Annotated in this window: 13 protein-coding genes; 3 read left to right on the top strand and 10 right to left on the bottom strand. The window is 71.4% G+C overall.

What is annotated here, in order from left to right; translation table 11 throughout:
• Nucleotides 1-4: 4 nt before the first annotated feature.
• The 6 genes from ACZ6B8_RS06825 to ACZ6B8_RS06800 all read right to left on the bottom strand — a co-directional run bounded on the left by ACZ6B8_RS06825 (nucleotide 5) and on the right by ACZ6B8_RS06800 (nucleotide 7,496).
• Nucleotides 5-1,807, bottom strand: coding sequence for an ABC transporter ATP-binding protein (locus ACZ6B8_RS06825; protein ID WP_471076738.1), 1,803 nt, complete (start codon nucleotides 1,805-1,807; stop codon nucleotides 5-7).
• A 46-nt stretch (nucleotides 1,808-1,853) separates the two neighbouring features.
• Nucleotides 1,854-2,903: an iron-siderophore ABC transporter substrate-binding protein gene (locus tag ACZ6B8_RS06820; protein WP_471606517.1), complete on the bottom strand. Its 1,050-nt coding sequence runs from the start codon at nucleotides 2,901-2,903 to the stop codon at nucleotides 1,854-1,856.
• A gap of 111 nt (nucleotides 2,904-3,014) precedes the next feature.
• The gene (locus tag ACZ6B8_RS06815; protein WP_471076732.1) at nucleotides 3,015-3,854 is read right to left on the bottom strand and encodes an ABC transporter ATP-binding protein; all 840 of its coding nucleotides are present in this window, start codon (nucleotides 3,852-3,854) and stop codon (nucleotides 3,015-3,017) included.
• 58 nt (nucleotides 3,855-3,912) lie between these two features.
• Complete coding sequence (locus ACZ6B8_RS06810; protein ID WP_471078410.1) at nucleotides 3,913-4,974, bottom strand: FecCD family ABC transporter permease; 1,062 nt, start codon at nucleotides 4,972-4,974, stop codon at nucleotides 3,913-3,915.
• 38 nt (nucleotides 4,975-5,012) lie between these two features.
• Nucleotides 5,013-6,071 carry a FecCD family ABC transporter permease gene (locus ACZ6B8_RS06805; RefSeq protein WP_471606516.1) on the bottom strand — a complete coding sequence of 353 codons (1,059 nt, stop codon included), beginning with the start codon at nucleotides 6,069-6,071 and terminating at the stop codon, nucleotides 5,013-5,015.
• 69 nt (nucleotides 6,072-6,140) lie between these two features.
• Nucleotides 6,141-7,496: a lysine N(6)-hydroxylase/L-ornithine N(5)-oxygenase family protein gene (locus tag ACZ6B8_RS06800; RefSeq protein ID WP_471076726.1), complete on the bottom strand. Its 1,356-nt coding sequence runs from the start codon at nucleotides 7,494-7,496 to the stop codon at nucleotides 6,141-6,143.
• A 234-nt stretch (nucleotides 7,497-7,730) separates the two neighbouring features.
• Between ACZ6B8_RS06800 and ACZ6B8_RS06795 the strand changes: the two genes are divergently transcribed.
• A complete protein-coding gene (locus ACZ6B8_RS06795) occupies nucleotides 7,731-8,678 on the top strand; it encodes a methionyl-tRNA formyltransferase (RefSeq protein WP_471076723.1) in 948 nt (315 codons plus the stop codon).
• Nucleotides 8,679-8,703: 25 nt separating this feature from the next.
• Here ACZ6B8_RS06795 and ACZ6B8_RS06790 read toward each other — a convergent pair whose 3' ends face one another.
• The gene (locus ACZ6B8_RS06790) at nucleotides 8,704-10,863 is read right to left on the bottom strand and encodes a RecQ family ATP-dependent DNA helicase (protein WP_471076720.1); all 2,160 of its coding nucleotides are present in this window, start codon (nucleotides 10,861-10,863) and stop codon (nucleotides 8,704-8,706) included.
• Nucleotides 10,864-11,276: 413 nt separating this feature from the next.
• On the opposite strand from ACZ6B8_RS06790, the gene ACZ6B8_RS06785 reads away from it, so the two are divergent.
• Complete coding sequence (locus ACZ6B8_RS06785) at nucleotides 11,277-11,915, top strand: hypothetical protein (RefSeq protein WP_471076717.1); 639 nt, start codon at nucleotides 11,277-11,279, stop codon at nucleotides 11,913-11,915.
• Nucleotides 11,916-12,240: 325 nt separating this feature from the next.
• Here the strand turns inward: ACZ6B8_RS06785 and ACZ6B8_RS06780 are convergent, their stop codons facing one another.
• The 3 genes from ACZ6B8_RS06780 to ACZ6B8_RS06770 all read right to left on the bottom strand — a co-directional run bounded on the left by ACZ6B8_RS06780 (nucleotide 12,241) and on the right by ACZ6B8_RS06770 (nucleotide 14,395).
• Nucleotides 12,241-12,882 (bottom strand): hypothetical protein, encoded by a 642-nt coding sequence (locus ACZ6B8_RS06780; protein WP_471606515.1) that lies wholly within the window; start codon nucleotides 12,880-12,882, stop codon nucleotides 12,241-12,243.
• Between the two features lie 79 nt (nucleotides 12,883-12,961).
• On the bottom strand, nucleotides 12,962-13,663 hold the full coding sequence (locus ACZ6B8_RS06775; RefSeq protein WP_471076711.1) for a ribonuclease HII: 702 nt from the start codon (nucleotides 13,661-13,663) through the stop codon (nucleotides 12,962-12,964).
• A gap of 117 nt (nucleotides 13,664-13,780) precedes the next feature.
• Nucleotides 13,781-14,395 (bottom strand): TetR/AcrR family transcriptional regulator, encoded by a 615-nt coding sequence (locus ACZ6B8_RS06770; RefSeq protein ID WP_471076708.1) that lies wholly within the window; start codon nucleotides 14,393-14,395, stop codon nucleotides 13,781-13,783.
• Between the two features lie 166 nt (nucleotides 14,396-14,561).
• Here ACZ6B8_RS06770 and ACZ6B8_RS06765 point away from each other — a divergent pair, with 166 nt between their 5' ends.
• Nucleotides 14,562-16,121 (top strand): MFS transporter, encoded by a 1,560-nt coding sequence (locus ACZ6B8_RS06765; protein WP_471076705.1) that lies wholly within the window; start codon nucleotides 14,562-14,564, stop codon nucleotides 16,119-16,121.
• Nucleotides 16,122-16,149 lie beyond the last annotated feature (28 nt).

The raw sequence follows: 16,149 nt of genomic DNA, 5'->3' as shown, positions 1-16,149 counted from the left end.
TTGCCTAACTACCCTCTCGCCAGGCCCGCCACAGACGCGCGTACCGGCCGCCCAGGGCCACCAACTCGTCGTGGGTGCCCTGCTCCACCACCCGGCCCGCGTCAAGCACGGCGATCCGGTCCGCCGCCATCGCCTGCGTCAGCCGGTGCGCCACGAACAGCGTGGTCCGGCCCGCGCACGCGGCCAGCACGGCACGCTCCAGCTCCGCGGCGCCCTCACTGCCCGCCTCGGCGGTCGACTCGTCGAGCACGACCACCGGGGCGCGGCCCAGCACCAGCCGGGCCAGGGCGATGTGGGCGATCTTCGTGCCGTCGAGGCGCTCCCCGCCCTCCCCGACGAGGGTGTCGAGGCCCTCGGGCAGCGCGTCGACCCAGTCGGCGGCGCCGACCGTGCGCAACGCGTCCATCAGTTCGGCGTCGGTCGCCGCCGGCGCGGCGAGCCTCAGGTCCTCGGCGAGCGGGCCGGAGAACACGTGCGTCTCCTGCGTCAGAATGCTCACCAGGGCCCGGGCCCCCGCCTCGTCCAGCTCACCGAGGTCCTGCGAGCCGACCCGCACCGACCCGGTCTGCGGCGTCCCGATGCCTGCGATCAGCGCGGCCAGCGTGGACTTGCCCGCACCCGTCGCGCCCACCAGGGCCAGCGAACCGCCCGCCGGAATCGTCAGGTCGACGTCCCGCAGCACCGGTTCGTCGGTGCCGGGATAACTGAACGTCAGCCCCCGCACCGTGACCGGACGGGGTCCGGCGCCCGCCGCCTCGACCGAGGCGTCACCCACGAGCCGCTCCTGCGCGGACTCCCCCAGCACCCCGACGAGACGGGTCAGGCTCGCGCCCGACTTCTGCGCCTCGTCGAAGGTGAACATGATGGCGCCGAGCGGCGTGAACAGCCGGTGGAACATCAGCGGGGCCGCCGACACCTCGCCCAGGCTGGCGGCGTCCGCCTCCAGCAGGGCGTATCCCACGACGAGGATCAGGACGAGCCCGATGAACTCGGCGCGGTTCTCCCGGCCGACGAACCGGCCGAAGAACCGGAACACCTCGACCCCGAGGTCGCGCACCCGCCAGGACTCCTGGGTGACCTTCTCGCGGACACCGTCCTCCAGGCGGTACGCCCGGACGGTGTCGATCCCGTCCAGACCGCTGATCAGCGCCTGCGCGCGGTCGGCCTGGGCCACCCGCTGCTTGCGGTAGAGCGGGGCGGACCGCGGCAGGTACCAGCGCAGGGCCAGCGCGTACGCGGGCAGCGCGCCGGCGCCCGCGAGGCCGAGCCGCCAGTCGAGACCGAACATGCCGACGGTGGCGATGAGGACCAGCACCCCGGCGGAGAACACCGTGGGGATGGCCGTGCGGATGCCCTTGGACAGCACGGCCACGTCGTCACCGACCCGGGAGAGCACGTCTCCCCGGCCGACCTGCTCTATCCGCGCGCTCGGCATCCCGAGCACCGCGCGGACGGCGCCTTCGCGCAGCCGGGCGAGCAGATCCGCGCCAAGCCGGCCGATCAGATAGGTCGACAGGGCGGTGGCCACCGCGCCGAGCAGCGCGGCGGCCCCCATCAGCACCCCGACCGTGGTGAGGACCGAGCGCGACTCACCCCCGACCACGCCGTCGACCACCCGGCCGAGCAGAAGGACCGGGAGGACTTGGAGCGCGGCCCCCGCCACCGTGCTGAGCACGGTGGCGGCCGACAGCCAGGGCACCTCGCGGCAGTGGCTCGAGACCCACCGGGTGGCCTCGCGTCCGGTCGCCGTGCGCAGCGTCGCGGGGGCGGCGGGGGTCTCGGTGGTCGATGTCTCGATGATGCTCACACGCTGGCCAAGTCGGGGTGGGGACGGGACGGGTCGAACGGCATCTCTACGCGACCGACTTGACGAGCTCGTCGATCGCGTACGGCAGGGAGAGCGCGGTGCCCTGGGACATCGCGGCGCCGACGGCGGGGCCCTCGCTGTCCAGGAGGTAGGACACGTGGCCCTTCTTCACGGCCTTCAGGTTCTTGAAGAGCTCGAACTTCTTCAACGCGGCCGTGTCCGCCTTGTCGTTGATGACGACGACGCGGTCCACGTCGACCAGATCCGTGCGCTCGGGCGAGAGTTCGGTGGAGAACTTGCCGCCCGCGATCTTGTCGATCTCGGTCTGGTACGTGAAGCCCATGCCCGTCAGGAGCCGGCCGCGGACGTCCTTGGAGGTGAAGGGGTTGATGGAGTCCTTGTACCAGGACAGCGCGACCGCCTTCTGGTCCGCGAACTCGGGGTGCGCCTTCTTGGCCGCGGCGAGCTTGTCCTCGATGCCGCTGACGAGCTTCTTGCCCTCGTCCTCCTTGCCCAGCGCCTTGGCGATGTGCACCGTGTTGTCCTGCCACGGGGCGCTGAAGAGCTCCTTCTCGCCCTTGGTGCGGCCCACGGTCGGGGCGATCTTGGAGAGCTTGTCGTAGCCGGCCTTGTCGATCTCCGAGTACACGGCGATGATCAGGTCGGGGCGCAGGGCGGCGATCTTCTCGTAGTTGGGGCCGGAGTCGCCGTTCTTCATGACGACCTCGGGCTTGGTGTCGCCCCACTTGTCCTTCACCCAGGGCCACTGGGTGTTGATGTCGGGGGACTTGCCCGAGGGGTTCGGGTACTGGTCCACCATGCCCACCGGCTTGGTGCCGAGCGCCAGGGCGGCCTGGTCGTCGGTGTAGCCGACGGTGACGACCCGCTGGGGCGCCTTGGTGATCTTGGTGGATCCGAACGCGTGCTCCACGGTGACCGGGAACGTGCCGCCACCGGCGGCCGCCGGGGTGTCGCTCGCCTTGTCCTCCGAGTCGGAGCCGCATCCGGCGAGGAGGCCGACGCCGAGCGTCGCGGCGGTGAGCACCGCCGCGAGCCGCCGCCAGGGCTTCGTGAGCGTCGTTCGATGGAGGAGCATCCGGATTCCCTTGCTTTAGCGCGTTCCGCTGCGCCCCTGATTCAGGGCAGCCAAACCTTAACCTGTACAGGTGAGGTTAGCCTAGCCTTACCGGTGCATTCCTTCGCGGGGTCAGTCGAGTTGCACATGCGTACGGCCGATCGGCACGATCAGCGGCCGGTCGCTGGCCGGGTCGTCGACCACCCGGGCGCGCAGCCCGAAGGCCTCGTACAGCAGATCCGCGGTGATCACCTCGCGCGGGTGCCCCTGAGCGAGGATCGAACCCGCCTTCATCACCACGAGGTTGTCGCTGTAGCGGGTGGCGAGGTTGAGGTCGTGCAGGACCATCACCACGGTGTTGCCCGACTCGTGCAGGTCGTCCACCAGGTCGAGCACGTCGATGGCGTGCGCGAGGTCGAGGTACGTGGTGGGCTCGTCAAGGAGGAGCAGGTCGGTGCCCTGGGCCAGGGTCATGGAGATCCAGACCCGCTGACGCTGCCCGCCGGAGAGCGAGTCGACGGGGCGGTCGGCCAGGTCGGACACCCCGGTCATGGCCAGGGCCTGCGCCACGACGTCGGCGTCGTCGGACGACCACTGCCGCAGCCAGCTCTGGTGCGGGTGGCGGCCACGGGCGACCAGGTCGGCCACCGTGAGCCCCTCGGGGGCGACCGGCGCCTGCGGGAGCAGGCCCATCTTCTTCGCCACGTCACGGGTCTTGAGCTTGTCGATGTCCTCGCCGTCCAGGACGACCGAGCCCTTGGCGGGCTTGAGCAGCCGCGTCAGGGTGCGCAACAGGGTGGACTTCCCGCAGCCGTTGGGGCCGATGATCGTGGTGATCACCCCGGGTGGGATGGCCACGTCGAGGTCGTCGATGACCGTACGGCTGCCGTACCCGACGGAGATGCCGCGGGCCGCGAGCCGTGCGGCGTCCTCGACCTCGGACTCGATCTCGGTGATGAACTGCGTGGCCACAAGCCCCCCTAATATTAGGTTTGCCTCACCTTTGTACCAGCTATCGGTGCCGTACCGGCTATTTGAGGTTCGCCCGGACCAGCAGATAGACGAGGAAGGGACCGCCGATCGCGGCGGTGACCACGCCGACCGGGAGGCTGACCGGCAGGGCGGCGCGTGCGGTGAGGTCCGCGCCGATCAGCAGCAGCGCGCCCACCAGACCGGAGGCCACCATCGGCGGCGTCGGGCGGCGCGCGAGCCGCATCGCCACCTGCGGCGCCACCAGTGCGACGAACGGAACGGGCCCCGCCGCGCTCACCGCCACGGCCGCCAGCAGCACCGCGCACAGCAACAGGACCGCCCGTACCCGGGAGTGGCGCACGCCGAGCCCCGCAGCCACGTCGTCGCCCAGGTGCAGCGGCTTGAACTGGAAGGACGCGGCGGCCACCACGACCAGCAGGGCGAGCGAGCACCAGAGCGCCACCCGGACCTCGTCCCACGACCGGTTGTCCAGCGAACCGACCAGCCACGCCTGGGCCCTGGCCACGTCCCGGATGTCGGCGGAGACCAGCAGCCAGGTCGTGACCGCCTCCATCACGGCGCTCACCGAGATGCCGATGAGGATGAGGCGGAAGCCGTCGACGCCGCGCCGCCAGGCCAGGAAGTACACGAGCAGGCCGGTGGCGAGACCGCCGCCGAGCGCCGCCGCCGACAGGCCCACCGAGTCGACGGCCGCGGCGGCGGCGCCGCCCGACACCGTGACGGAGAACACCGCGACCGCGCCGGCGCCTCCGGTGATGCCCAGGATGTCGGGGCTGGCCAGCGGGTTGCGGGCGATCGACTGCGTGATGGCCCCGGACACGCCGAGGGCGACGCCGACGACGAGCCCGGCCAGGGCCCGCGGCATCCGCAGGTCCATGATGACGAACTCGTCGACCTGCTCGCCCCGTCCGACGATCGTCGCCATCACGCGCGACAGGCCGATGGGGAAGTCCCCGACGCTGATGGAGAGGCAGAACACCAGGAAGGTGGCGGTCGCGAGCAGCAGCGTGACGAGCACGAGCCACGGCCGCCACACGAACGACATCCGGCCGAGCCGTACGCCCGACGCCACCGAGGCCCGCACGTCCGTCCCGCTCATCCGCTCCCGCATCCCGCCTGTGCGCTCATCCGTCCCGCTCATGCGTTCTTGAACTTTCCTCGCCACACCAGGACCGCGAAGAAGGGGGCCCCGAGCAGGGCCACCACCACCCCGGCCTCCAACTCGCCCGGCCGCACCACCAGTCGGCCCACGATGTCGCAGACCAGCAGGACGACGGCGCCGAGCAGTCCCGCGTACGGGACGAGCCAGCGGTAGTCCGGGCCGGTCAGATGGCGGGCCACGTGGGCCACCATCAGCCCGAGGAACGCGATGGGGCCGCACGCCGCCGTGGCCGCGCCGGCGAGGAGGGTGATCGCGAGGATGCCGATGGTCCGGCTCAGCGCGATGTTCACGCCGAGCCCGCGCGCCACGTCCTCACCGAGGTTGAGCAGGTTGAGCGCGGGCAGCCGGGTCAGCGCGAGCAGGAGGCCGACGCCGACGAAGAGCGTCACCGGCCAGATGACGTCGAAGCCGACACCCGCGACGGAACCGGCGTTCCAGAACCGCAGGGCGTTCAGCGACTTCTGGTCGGAGAGCGCGACCGCCGTGGTCATCGCGGCGAGGAACACGGTGATCCCCTGCCCGGCGAGCGCGAGCGTCAGCGGATTGCCGGCCCCGCGGCCGATGCTGGCGAGGCCGAACACCACGACCCCGGCGACCGCCGCGCCGGCGAACGCGAACCAGACGTACTGGAACGGGTTGGAGAGCCCGAACACGGCGACGACCGTCACCACGGCGAACGAGGCGCCGGCGTTCACCCCCAGCAGACCGGTGTCCGCGATCGGGTTGCAGGTGTACCCCTGGATCAGGGCGCCCCCGACGCCCAGGGCGATGCCCGCCACGATCGCGAGCACCGTCCGGGGCAGCCGCACGGTCTGCACGATGAGCCGGATCTCGGTGAGCCGCTGGTCGGACTCCGGCGCCGCGAACAGCCCGTGCCAGACCTCGGTGGGGCTCAGCGAGCGGGCGCCGACGGCCAGCGAGAGCGCGGCCGCGACCACCAGGGCCGCGGCGAGCGCCGCGAGCCCCACAAGCCGCTTCCGGCGGGCCTCCGTTGCGCCTCTCGCCAGGGGGCGCTCCACTGCAGTCGTGCTCATTCGACGTACGTTATCCCTTTGATCGGACCGGGACGCACGGCCGGTGGGCCGCCCCGGGGCCGCGGGCGGCTACCGTGCGGCGCTGCCGGTCTCGTCGGCCACCGGGCGGGCGCCGTCGGGGGCGAACTCGGCGGTGCGGGCGCGCACCGAGTCGAGGATCTCGCCGACCCGTATCGCGATGTTGGACAGCAGCGACGACGTGATGCCGTGCGTGTGCTCCGTACCGCCCTGGAGGTAGATGCCGCAGCGCAGTTCGGGGTCGGTCGCGATGCGGTAGTCGCGCTCGACGCGGACGCGGCCCTCCTCGTCGCGCAGGCAGTGGTCGGCGACCTCACCGAGGATGCCGACCGGGTCGGCGGGACTGTAGCCGGTGGCGAAGACCACGACGTCGGCGTCGAGGGAGGTCTCCTCGCCCGTGACGAGGGAGGTGACGGTGGCGCGGGCACCCTCGTCCGTCTCCTTGACGCCGGTGAGCCGCGAGACGTTGATGAAGCGCAGCCGCTCGGTGCCGAGGACCTTCTCGCGGTACATCTCCCGGTACAGGTCGTCGATCAGGTCGATGTCCACCACGGAGTAGTTGGTGTTGCCGTGGTAGTCCATCAGCCGGCGCTTGACGCCCTCGGGCGCGGCGAAGTACTCGTCGACCGCGTCGGGGTCGAAGATCCGGTTGGCGAAGCTGCTGTCGTCGGCGGGGCTGTAGCCGTAGCGGGAGAAGACCGCGCAGACCTCGGCCTCGGGGAAGCGGCGGTGCAGGTACGCGACGTTCTCCGCGGCGCTCTGTCCGGCGCCCACGACGACGAAGCGGGAGGGGGCGGTGCCCTCCAGCGAGTCGACCTTCGTCAGCAGGTCGGAGTTGTGCCAGACGCGCTCGCCGCGCTCCACGCCCTCCGGCATGAGGGGGCGCAGGCCGGTGCCGACGACGAGATTGCGCGCGCGGTGGACGGCGAGGCCCTCGGCCGAACGGACCGTCACGTCGAGGTACTCCACGACGCCGTCGCGGACATGCGGCGTGACGCCGACGACCTCGTGGCCGTAGGAGACCTGGTCGTCGACCTTGGCCGCGGCCCACTCCAGGTAGTCGTGGAACTCCACGCGCAGCGGGAAGAGGTTCTTGTGGTTGATGAAGTCGGTCAGGCGCCCCTTGCTCTTCAGGTAGCAGAGGAAGCTGAACTCACTGGTCGGGTTCCGCTGGGTCACCAGGTCCTTGAGGAAGGACACCTGCATGGTCGCGTCGTCGATCAGCATGCCGCGGTGCCAGCCGAAGCGCGGCTGCTGCTCGAAGAAGTGAGCGGTGACCGTCTCCTCCCTGCCGACGCTTGCGTTGTGCTCGCTGAGCGCGATCGCCATGGCCACATTGGACGGGCCGAAGCCGATGCCAATGAGGTCGTGGACCAGTGGTGCGTCGCCAGGAAGAACCTGTGACATGTCACTCCCATCGTGCGGGGAAGCCGCCTGTCAGGCGTGGGGAAGGTACAGATGGTGGGCACGTCGACACCGCAGCCCGCCGGAACTTAGGTGAGCCTAAGCTAATCCGGCGGAGCTGTCGACCCGCCGGAGGGGAGCCACCTTCCAACTCGGGCATAAAGCCACTGCGTTGCCTAATAAGGTAAGGCTTGCTTTACTTGTCGTCGGCTATTCCCTGCTCTGAGGAGGAACCCCATGCGGGTCGTCATGTTCGGTTACCAGACCTGGGGGCACCGCACCCTGCAAGCCCTCCTGGACTCCGAGCACGACGTGGTGATGGTCGTGACGCACCCCAAGAGCGAGCACGCGTACGAGAAGATCTGGAGCGACTCCGTCGCGGACCTCGCCGAGGAGCACGGCGTGCCCGTGGTGATCCGCAACCGCCCCGACGACGAGGAGCTGTTCCAGCGCCTCAAGGAGGCCGACGCGGACATCATCGTCGCCAACAACTGGCGTACGTGGATTCCGCCGCGCATCTTCAACCTGCCGCGGCACGGCACGCTGAACGTGCACGACTCGCTGCTGCCGAAGTACGCCGGCTTCTCCCCCATCATCTGGGCCCTCATCAACGGCGAGCCCGAAGTGGGCGTCACCGCGCACATGATGGACGACGAGCTCGACGCCGGTGACATCGTCCGGCAGGAGGCGGTCGCCGTCGGCCCGAAGGACACGGCCACCGACCTCTTCCACAAGACCGTCGACCTCATCGCCCCGGTCACCATCGGCGCGCTCGACCTCATCGCCGCCGGCCGGACGGAGTTCACCAAGCAGGACCGCTCGCAGGCGACCTTCTTCCACAAGCGCTCCGTCGAGGACATCCGCGTCGACTGGACCTGGCCTGCCGCGGATCTGGAGCGACTCGTCCGCGCCCAGTCCGCGCCGTACCCGAGCGCCTTCTGCTTCCACCAGGGCAAGCGGCTGGAGATCGTCTCCGCCGTGGTCTCCGAGGGCCGGTACGGCGGCACGCCGGGCCGCATCTTCTACCGCGAGGGCGAGGGCGTGGTGATCGTCGCCGGCGCCGACGCCCGCACCGGCCGCAACCACGGCCTGGCCATCACGCGCGTGCGCACCGAGGACGGCCAGGAGCTGCCCGCCGCCGAGTACTTCACCTCCATGGGCGGCTACCTGACCAGCCGCCCCTGAGGAACCCCCGTCCGCGCCCGGCGGGTCAGCCCGCCGCGGCGAGGACCAGGGGCAGCACCTGCTCGGCGCCCGCCCGCCGCACCAGGCGGGCGGCGACCGCCAGCGTCCACCCGGAGTCGGTGAGGTCGTCCACGAGCAGGACGGGACCCGGCGTCGCGGCCAGGGCCGCGGCCAGCTCGTCCGGGACCACGAAGGCGTCCGACAACGCCCGCAGCCGCTGGGCGGAGTTGCTGCGGCGCGCCGCGTGGGCACCGTCCGGGCCGGCGTACGCCAGGGTGCCGAGGAGGGGGAGGCGGCCGACGGTCGCGATCCCCTCGGCGAGCGATCCGACGAGCTGCGGGCGCGTCTGCGAGGGCACGGCCACGACGCCCACCGGGCGGGGCGAGGCGTCCGGGACGCCGGGCGCCCAACCCCCCGGTGAGCGCGCCCAGTCGGCGATGACCGCCACCGCGGCCCGCAGCACGTCGTCGGGCACCGGGCCGTCCGGCGCGCTCTCCGCGAGGAGCGGACGCAGCCGGTTGCCCCAGCCGATGTCCGAGAGACGCCCGAGCGCGCGGCCGGTGGAGCACTGCTCCTTGGCCGGGATGCGCCCCTTGAGGTCCACGCCCAGCGCGGCCATGCCGGTCGGCCACATGCGGCGCGGCTCGATCTCCACGCCGGGACGGTCCAGTTCCTTCGTCGCTCCCGTGAGCGCCTCCGTGGAGACGGACGCGTCGGTCCAGGGGCCCGCGCAGTTGTCGCAGCGGCCGCAGGGGACCGCCCCCTCGTCGTCCAGCTGCCGGCGCAGGAACTCCATCCGGCACCGGTCCGTGCTCACGTAGTCCCGCATGGCCTGCTGTTCGGTCCGCCGCTGCCCGGCCACCCACGCGTACCGCTCGGCGTCGTACACCCACGGCTCGCCGGTGGAGATCCAGCCGCCCTTGACCCGCTTGACCGCGCCGTCCACGTCGAGCACCTTCAGCATGGTCTCGAGCCGGGTGCGCCGGAGCTCGACCTGGGCCTCCAGCGCCGGCACGGAGAGCGGCCGCCCCGCGGCGGCGAGCGCCGACAGGGTCTGGCGGACCTGCTCCTCGGGCGGGAAGGCGGTGTCGGCGAAGTAGCGCCAGATGGCCTCGTCCTCCTTGCCGGGCAGGAGCAGCACGTCGGCGTGCTCCACACCGCGGCCCGCACGGCCCACCTGCTGGTAGTACGCGATCGGCGAGGACGGCGACCCGAGGTGGACGACGAAGCCCAGGTCCGGCTTGTCGAAGCCCATGCCGAGCGCGGAGGTGGCGACCAGCGCCTTGACCCGGTTCTCCTGCAGGTCGATCTCGGCCTGGAGCCGGTCGGCGTTCTCCGTGCGCCCCGTGTAGGACGCCACCGTGAAGCCGCGCTGCCGCAGGAAGGCGGTGGCCTCCTCGGCCGCGGCGACGGTCAGGGCGTAGATGATGCCGGAACCCTGCAGCTCATCCAGGTGTTCGGCGAGCCAGGCCAGCCGGTGCGCGGCGTCCGGCAGCTCGACGACGCCGAGGCGCAGACTCTCCCGGTCCAGCGGACCGCGCAGCACCAGCGCCTCGCCCGCGCCGGTGCCCAGCTGCTCGGCCACGTCGGCGGTCACGCGCGCGTTGGCCGTCGCGGTGGTGGCGAGCACCGGGACGCCGGCCGGCAGCTCGGTGAGCATGGACCGCAGCCGCCGGTAGTCCGGCCGGAAGTCGTGCCCCCAGTCCGAGATGCAGTGCGCCTCGTCGACGACGAGGAGCCCGGTCGTGGCCGCGAGCTTGGGCAGCACCTGGTCGCGGAAGTCCACCGAGTTGAGCCGCTCCGGGCTGACGAGCAGGACGTCGGTCTCGCCGCGCTCGACCTCGCCGTAGATGGCCTCCCACTCCTCCGGGTTCGCCGAGTTGATGGTGCGCGCCTGGATGCCGGCGCGGGCGGCCGACTCGACCTGGTTGCGCATCAGCGCGAGGAGCGGCGAGATGATCACCGTGGGTCCGGCGCCGCGCCGCCGCAGCAGGGCCGTGGCCACGAAGTACACGGCCGACTTGCCCCAGCCCGTGCGCTGCACCACCAGGGCCCGGCGCCGCTCCTCGACCAGGGCCGCCACCGCCTGCCACTGGTCCTCGCGGAGCCGGGCCGGACCGCCCGGGTCGCCGACGAGCTCGGCGAGGATGGCGTCGGCTTCGGTGCGGAGCTCCAGGTTGTCCATGCCCCCATGCAACCCGATGCCACTGACAATCGACGAATCTGCCACGGGTCCGCGGCGGGTTGCCGAGGTGTCCGCACCGGGTCCGGGCGGCCGGCGAGGAAGGGGCGCGTCGAAGGGGGAGGTGCTGGGCAGGAATAGAGCAGCAGGTGATCAGACCGGACGAGGGGGCGCGGTCAGGCACCGGACCTGTACGCAGGCACCGTGCGAGGTCAGGCGTCGCGGCCGCACGTCCTGCCCGTGATCCGCCCGCATGATCCATCGCCCTCCGCTCATTCCGCTCATTGCCGCGAACGACCGCGGCGGGAACAATTGGAACCGCTCCCGTACGGCTCCTGCCATCGGCAGGGCCCTGCCGTGGTGCGCTCCCGCAGTCCGACCCCGCCCGTCAGGGGCGCGTAGCCGAAGGGAGGACCGTGACCTTCGGATTCGCCTCGTCCGGTGCGGCACCGGTGCCGGAGCCGTCGGGTTCCGCCGAGCTGTCCGCCGACTCCGACCACCGTCTGGGCCGGATGCTGGAGCCCGCCGAGTGGTCGGCCGCGGGAATTCCCTTGCTGCGCAACCCCCGTGAGGTCGTGGCCGGTCTGCACACCCGCCACCGGCCGTCCCCGTCGACGGCCGTCGTGGCCGTCCTCGACCCGGACGAACGGCTGCGGGCCAGCGCCTCGTTCCGCCGCCAGACCACCCCGACCGACGGCTGGGTCTTCCGCAACGCACTGCTCGCCCAGTTGCGCCGGATCATCCCGCACGACCTGCGCCGCCGCACCCCGGTGCGTACCGCCGTCCTGCTCTACTGCCGTGACGGGGACGCCCGTTGGACTCACGAGGACGGCGCCTGGATGTGGGGCCTGCGGGACGCCTGCACCCTGCACGGGCTGCGGTGCGGCGCGTACATCACGCTGACGCGCGACGGGTGGCAGGTGCTCGGCGAGGGGCGCGGCGGTCGCCGGCCGAGCGCCGGTTCACGGCCCGAGGCCTTCGCCGGGACGGATCCGCCGGCGCCACGTACCGGAGGCGCCGCCTCCGACGTCCTGCGGCGCGCGGCGGCACGCTGAGCGCCACGGATACGGGGTCACTTGTACATGGCCCGGGAGGCCTGTCTCGTGTACATGGCCCGGGGGCCTGTCCCGACCTGCGCATACCTGGCCCGACATACGAAGACGCGCGTACGAAATCGTACGCGCGAACTCATGACCGCGAACTCAAGCCCGCGAAACCGCCCGCGGACGGCGAACCGCTCCGGTTAGCGCCGAACCGGACCGAACCGGGCACACGCCGACCGTCGCTCCGTGCTCCCGTGCGGCCGACGCCGCACGAAACCCACGACCGGCCCTGGCACCGACCGACGTACGCGGACGTACGTCTGCAGCCGCGTCGGTGTCAGACGCCCGCGCCGAGCACCGAGTTGATGCGCTGCGGGTCGCCGCAGACGATCAACAGGGTGCTCGCGCGGGAGAGCGCCGTCGGCAGCGCCGCGACCGCGGTCTCTTCGCTGCCGCCGTTGACGGCGACGACGACCACGGGCCGGGCGGCGGCACGGGTCAGCGCGGCGGCGTCGGCGTAGAAGACGTCGTCGCCCGCGTCGTGCTGCGCCCAGTAGGCGCTCTCACCGAACGACAACTCGTGCGCGGCCCACGGGTGGGGGTCGCCGGTGGTGATCACCAGGACCTCCCCCGGGGCACGCCCGGCGTCGAGCAGCAGGTCGACGGCTTCCTCGGCCGCGTCCAGCGCGCCCTCGGCCGAGGCCGGGATGAGCTGGATCTGCGGAACCGAGGCCGCTGCCGGAGCAGCGGGGCCGGAGGCAGCCGGGGCGGACGGCCCGGGCTTGACGGCCGTGTCGCGCGGCGTCCGCTGCGCGGGCGGCATCGGCCGGGCAGGACCCGGACGGCCGGGACGCGGCGGAGCCGCGGGACGCGGACCGGGTACGGGGCGGGGGGTCGGGGCGACGCGGCCGCTGGCCTGCGTGGCGCTGGGACCCTGGGCACTCTCGTGAATCTGAGGCTCCTCGGGAATGAGAGGCATGAAGTGTTGTCTATCAAACGCCGACGCGACTCGCGTCGGCGGGTGGCACATGAGTGCGACCGGACGTGCCGGAAAAGCGTCAGAACTCAAAGCCGAGCTGACCCTCGATTTCCGGAACGTTTCCGTCCGCCCAGCTGCGGGCCTTCTTGAGGTGCCGCCACTGGGGCAGCGCATCAAGATACGCCCACGTGAGCCGGTGGTACGGGGTGGGCCCCCGCTCCGCCAGCGCGGCCTTGTGCACCGGCGACGGATAGCCGGCGTTGGCCGCAAAACCGAAGTCTGCATGTTCGATGCCCAGTTCGGCCATCATTTTGTCGCGTCGGACTTTCGCTATCACGGAAGCCGCGGCGACGGCCACGCAGGACTGGTCCCCCTTGATCACCGTACGAACCTGCCAGGGAGCACCGAGGTAGTTGTGCTTTCCGTCGAGGATGACCGCGTCCGGGCGGACCGGCAGCCCCTCCAGAGCACGCACCGCGGCGAGCCGCAGCGCGGCCGTCATCCCCAGGTCGTCGATCTCCTCGTGCGAGGCGTGACCGAGGGCGTGGGCCGTGACCCAGGTCTCCAGCTCCACCGCGAGCGCGGTGCGCCGCTTGGGGGTGATCAGCTTGGAGTCGGTGAGTCCTTCGGGCGGCCTGCGCAGTCCGGTGATCGCCGCACAGACGGTGACCGGTCCGGCCCACGCGCCGCGCCCGACCTCGTCGACACCGGCGACGATCTTCGCTCCGGTGGTGGCGCGCAGGGAGCGCTCGACGGTGTGGGTGGGTGCTTCGTACGGCATGGCGTCATCAGCCTACGCCGCCGGGAACCGCCCGCGACACCCAGGCCCGGCAGAGCCGCGCCGACGGCTCCCGCACCCATGCCCCTCCGGACATCCTCACGGCCGCAACGGGACCCCTCACGGCCGCAGCAGCGGGACCATCACCTGGTCGATCAGCGCCTCGAACTCCTCGTCCCGCCATTCGCTCCCGCACACCTTCGTGCGGTACATGAACATCGCCGGGATGACGTCGCACACGTACGCGTCCGTCCCACCGGAACGCACCTCTCCGCGCTCGACACCTCGGCGCAGCACCTCCTTGATCAGCTTCACGCTCGGCTCGATGACGCCTTCGAAGATCACGTCATGGAAGAGCTCGGCCGTCGCCGTGTCGCATTCGTGAAGCACCGCGCGCAGCGCGAACCCGGGGCGCGAGAACATCGTGACCCGCATCTGCTTGCACAGCGCCAGCAGGTCCTCCCGGACGCCGCCGAGGTCCGGAACGCTGTCCAGCCGGGGCAGCCCGGCCCGCAGGGCGTGCACGACGAGCTCCTCCTTGGACGGCCACCGGCGGTACACGGCCGCCTTGCCGGTCTGCGCCTCCGCGGCCACGCCCTCCATCGTCAGGCCACTCCAGCCGACCGTGCTGAGCTGCTCAAGGGCGGCATCGAGGATCGCGCGCTCCAGGACGGGCCCCCGCCGACGCGGGGACACCGTCCGAGCGGGAACGGCCGTCCAGCGCGAAGTAGCCATCTATTTCTCTCCGTTGAGCGAGCAGACGCGTCGAGAATCTGCGGACGCATCGAGAACCAGGTGTCGAGAACAAAGGTGAGTGAACGCTTGCGTTCACTCAAGAGGAGTCACTACCGTCGTAGTGAACAGTGAACGGGTCCGTTCACTAAGGAACTTGCGGGGGATCATGACGACGACCTCTCAGCTGACAGACGATCACAAGCCCGGAGCCGCCCGCCGGGAGGGACACCCCGGCCTCGCCCTCACCGTCATCGCGGCCTGCCAGCTCATGGTGGTCCTGGACGCGACGATTGTGAACATCGCGCTCCCCCACATCCAGGGAGCGCTCAACTTCTCGACGACCGACCTCACTTGGGTCGTCAGCGCGTACACCCTCACCTTCGGCGGTCTGCTGCTGCTCGGCGGCCGCGCCGGTGACATCCTCGGACGCCGTCGCGTCTTCATGTCCGGCATCCTCCTCTTCACGCTCGCCTCGCTCCTCGGCGGATTCGCCCAGGAACCCTGGCAGTTGCTGGCCGCGCGCGCCCTGCAGGGCGTCGGTGGCGCGATAGCCTCGCCCACCTCGCTGGCCCTCATCACGACGACCTTCCCCGAAGGGCCCGAACGGAACCGCGCGTTCGGCGTTTTCGCCGCCGTCTCCGCAGGTGGCGGCGCGATCGGCCTGCTGGCGGGCGGCATGCTCACCGAGTGGCTCGACTGGCGCTGGGTCCTGTTCGTGAACGTGCCCATCGGTGTCCTGATCGCGGTCCTCACCCCGCTCTACATCAACGAATCCGAGCGTCACCCCGGCCGCTTCGACCTCACGGGCGCGCTGACCTCCACGCTCGGCATGGTCTCCCTGGTCTACGGATTCATCCGTTCCGCCGAGGAGGGCTGGCGCGACGGCATCACGCTGGGCTCGTTCGGCGCGGCGGTCGTCCTGCTCGCGGCCTTCGTCCTCGTCGAGAAGCGGGCGAAGGAACCGATCACCCCGCTGCGGATGTTCGCCGACCGCAACCGCTCGGGCACGTATGTGATCATGCTCAGCCTGGCCGCCGCGATGTTCGGCATCTTCTTCTTCATCGTGCTCTTCGTGCAGAACATCCTGGGCTACACCCCGATCGAGGCGGGCCTGGCCTTCCTGCCGGTCACGGTGGTCATCGCGGTCGGTGCGGGCCTGTCGCAGAAGTTCCTCCCGGTGCTCGGCCCGAAGCCGTTCATGGTGTCGGGTTCGGTCATCGTCGCGCTGGGGCTCGGCTGGCTGACGCTGCTCGGGCCGGACAGCTCCTACCTCGGCGGCGTGCTCGGCCCGATGCTGCTCTTCGGCTTCGGCATGGGCCTGAACTTCGTGACGCTGACGCTGACGGCGGTCTCCGGCGTGGCCCTCCACGAGGCGGGCGCGGCCTCCGGTCTCCTCAACACCACCCAGCAGGTGGGTGGTTCGCTCGGTCTGTCCATCCTCACCACGGTCTTCGGCACGGCGAGCCGCAACGAGGGCAAGGACCAGATGGCGGACTTCATGGCCCACGCCTCCCCGGAGCAGAAGGCCCAGTTCGCCAAGACCCACGAGCTCCCGGCGCCCTGGGGCCACGAGGTGCTCTCCGAGGGCATCTCGACCGCCTTCATCCCCGCGGTCGGCATGGCCGTGCTCGCCCTGCTCACCGCCGCCCTGGTGATCCGCGTCCGCAAGAGCGACCTGGACGCGCTGGCCGGCACCGCGAGCGCCGCGGGCCCGGCCGCCGGCTGACGGCACGTGCCACACGCGCGGGTGCCGG

The sequence above is a fragment of the Streptomyces sp. NPDC041122 genome (genome assembly GCF_055592445.1).
Note: the sequence above shows the minus strand (reverse complement) of the source record. Positions and strands in the feature narration are given on the sequence as shown.

Excerpts from the sequence above, each read along its gene's own strand:
- ACZ6B8_RS06765 (WP_471076705.1), top strand. The coding sequence starts at position 14,562 with ATGACGACGACCTCTCAGCTGACAGACGATCACAAGCCCGGAGCCGCC.
- ACZ6B8_RS06775 (WP_471076711.1), bottom strand. The coding sequence starts at position 13,663 with ATGCCGTACGAAGCACCCACCCACACCGTCGAGCGCTCCCTGCGCGCC.
- ACZ6B8_RS06810 (WP_471078410.1), bottom strand. The coding sequence starts at position 4,974 with ATGAGCGGGACGGACGTGCGGGCCTCGGTGGCGTCGGGCGTACGGCTC.
- ACZ6B8_RS06820 (WP_471606517.1), bottom strand. The coding sequence starts at position 2,903 with ATGCTCCTCCATCGAACGACGCTCACGAAGCCCTGGCGGCGGCTCGCG.
- ACZ6B8_RS06805 (WP_471606516.1), bottom strand. The coding sequence starts at position 6,071 with ATGAGCACGACTGCAGTGGAGCGCCCCCTGGCGAGAGGCGCAACGGAG.
- ACZ6B8_RS06795 (WP_471076723.1), top strand. The coding sequence starts at position 7,731 with ATGCGGGTCGTCATGTTCGGTTACCAGACCTGGGGGCACCGCACCCTG.
- ACZ6B8_RS06780 (WP_471606515.1), bottom strand. The coding sequence starts at position 12,882 with ATGCCTCTCATTCCCGAGGAGCCTCAGATTCACGAGAGTGCCCAGGGT.
- ACZ6B8_RS06790 (WP_471076720.1), bottom strand. The coding sequence starts at position 10,863 with ATGGACAACCTGGAGCTCCGCACCGAAGCCGACGCCATCCTCGCCGAG.
- ACZ6B8_RS06770 (WP_471076708.1), bottom strand. The coding sequence starts at position 14,395 with ATGGCTACTTCGCGCTGGACGGCCGTTCCCGCTCGGACGGTGTCCCCG.
- ACZ6B8_RS06800 (WP_471076726.1), bottom strand. The coding sequence starts at position 7,496 with ATGTCACAGGTTCTTCCTGGCGACGCACCACTGGTCCACGACCTCATT.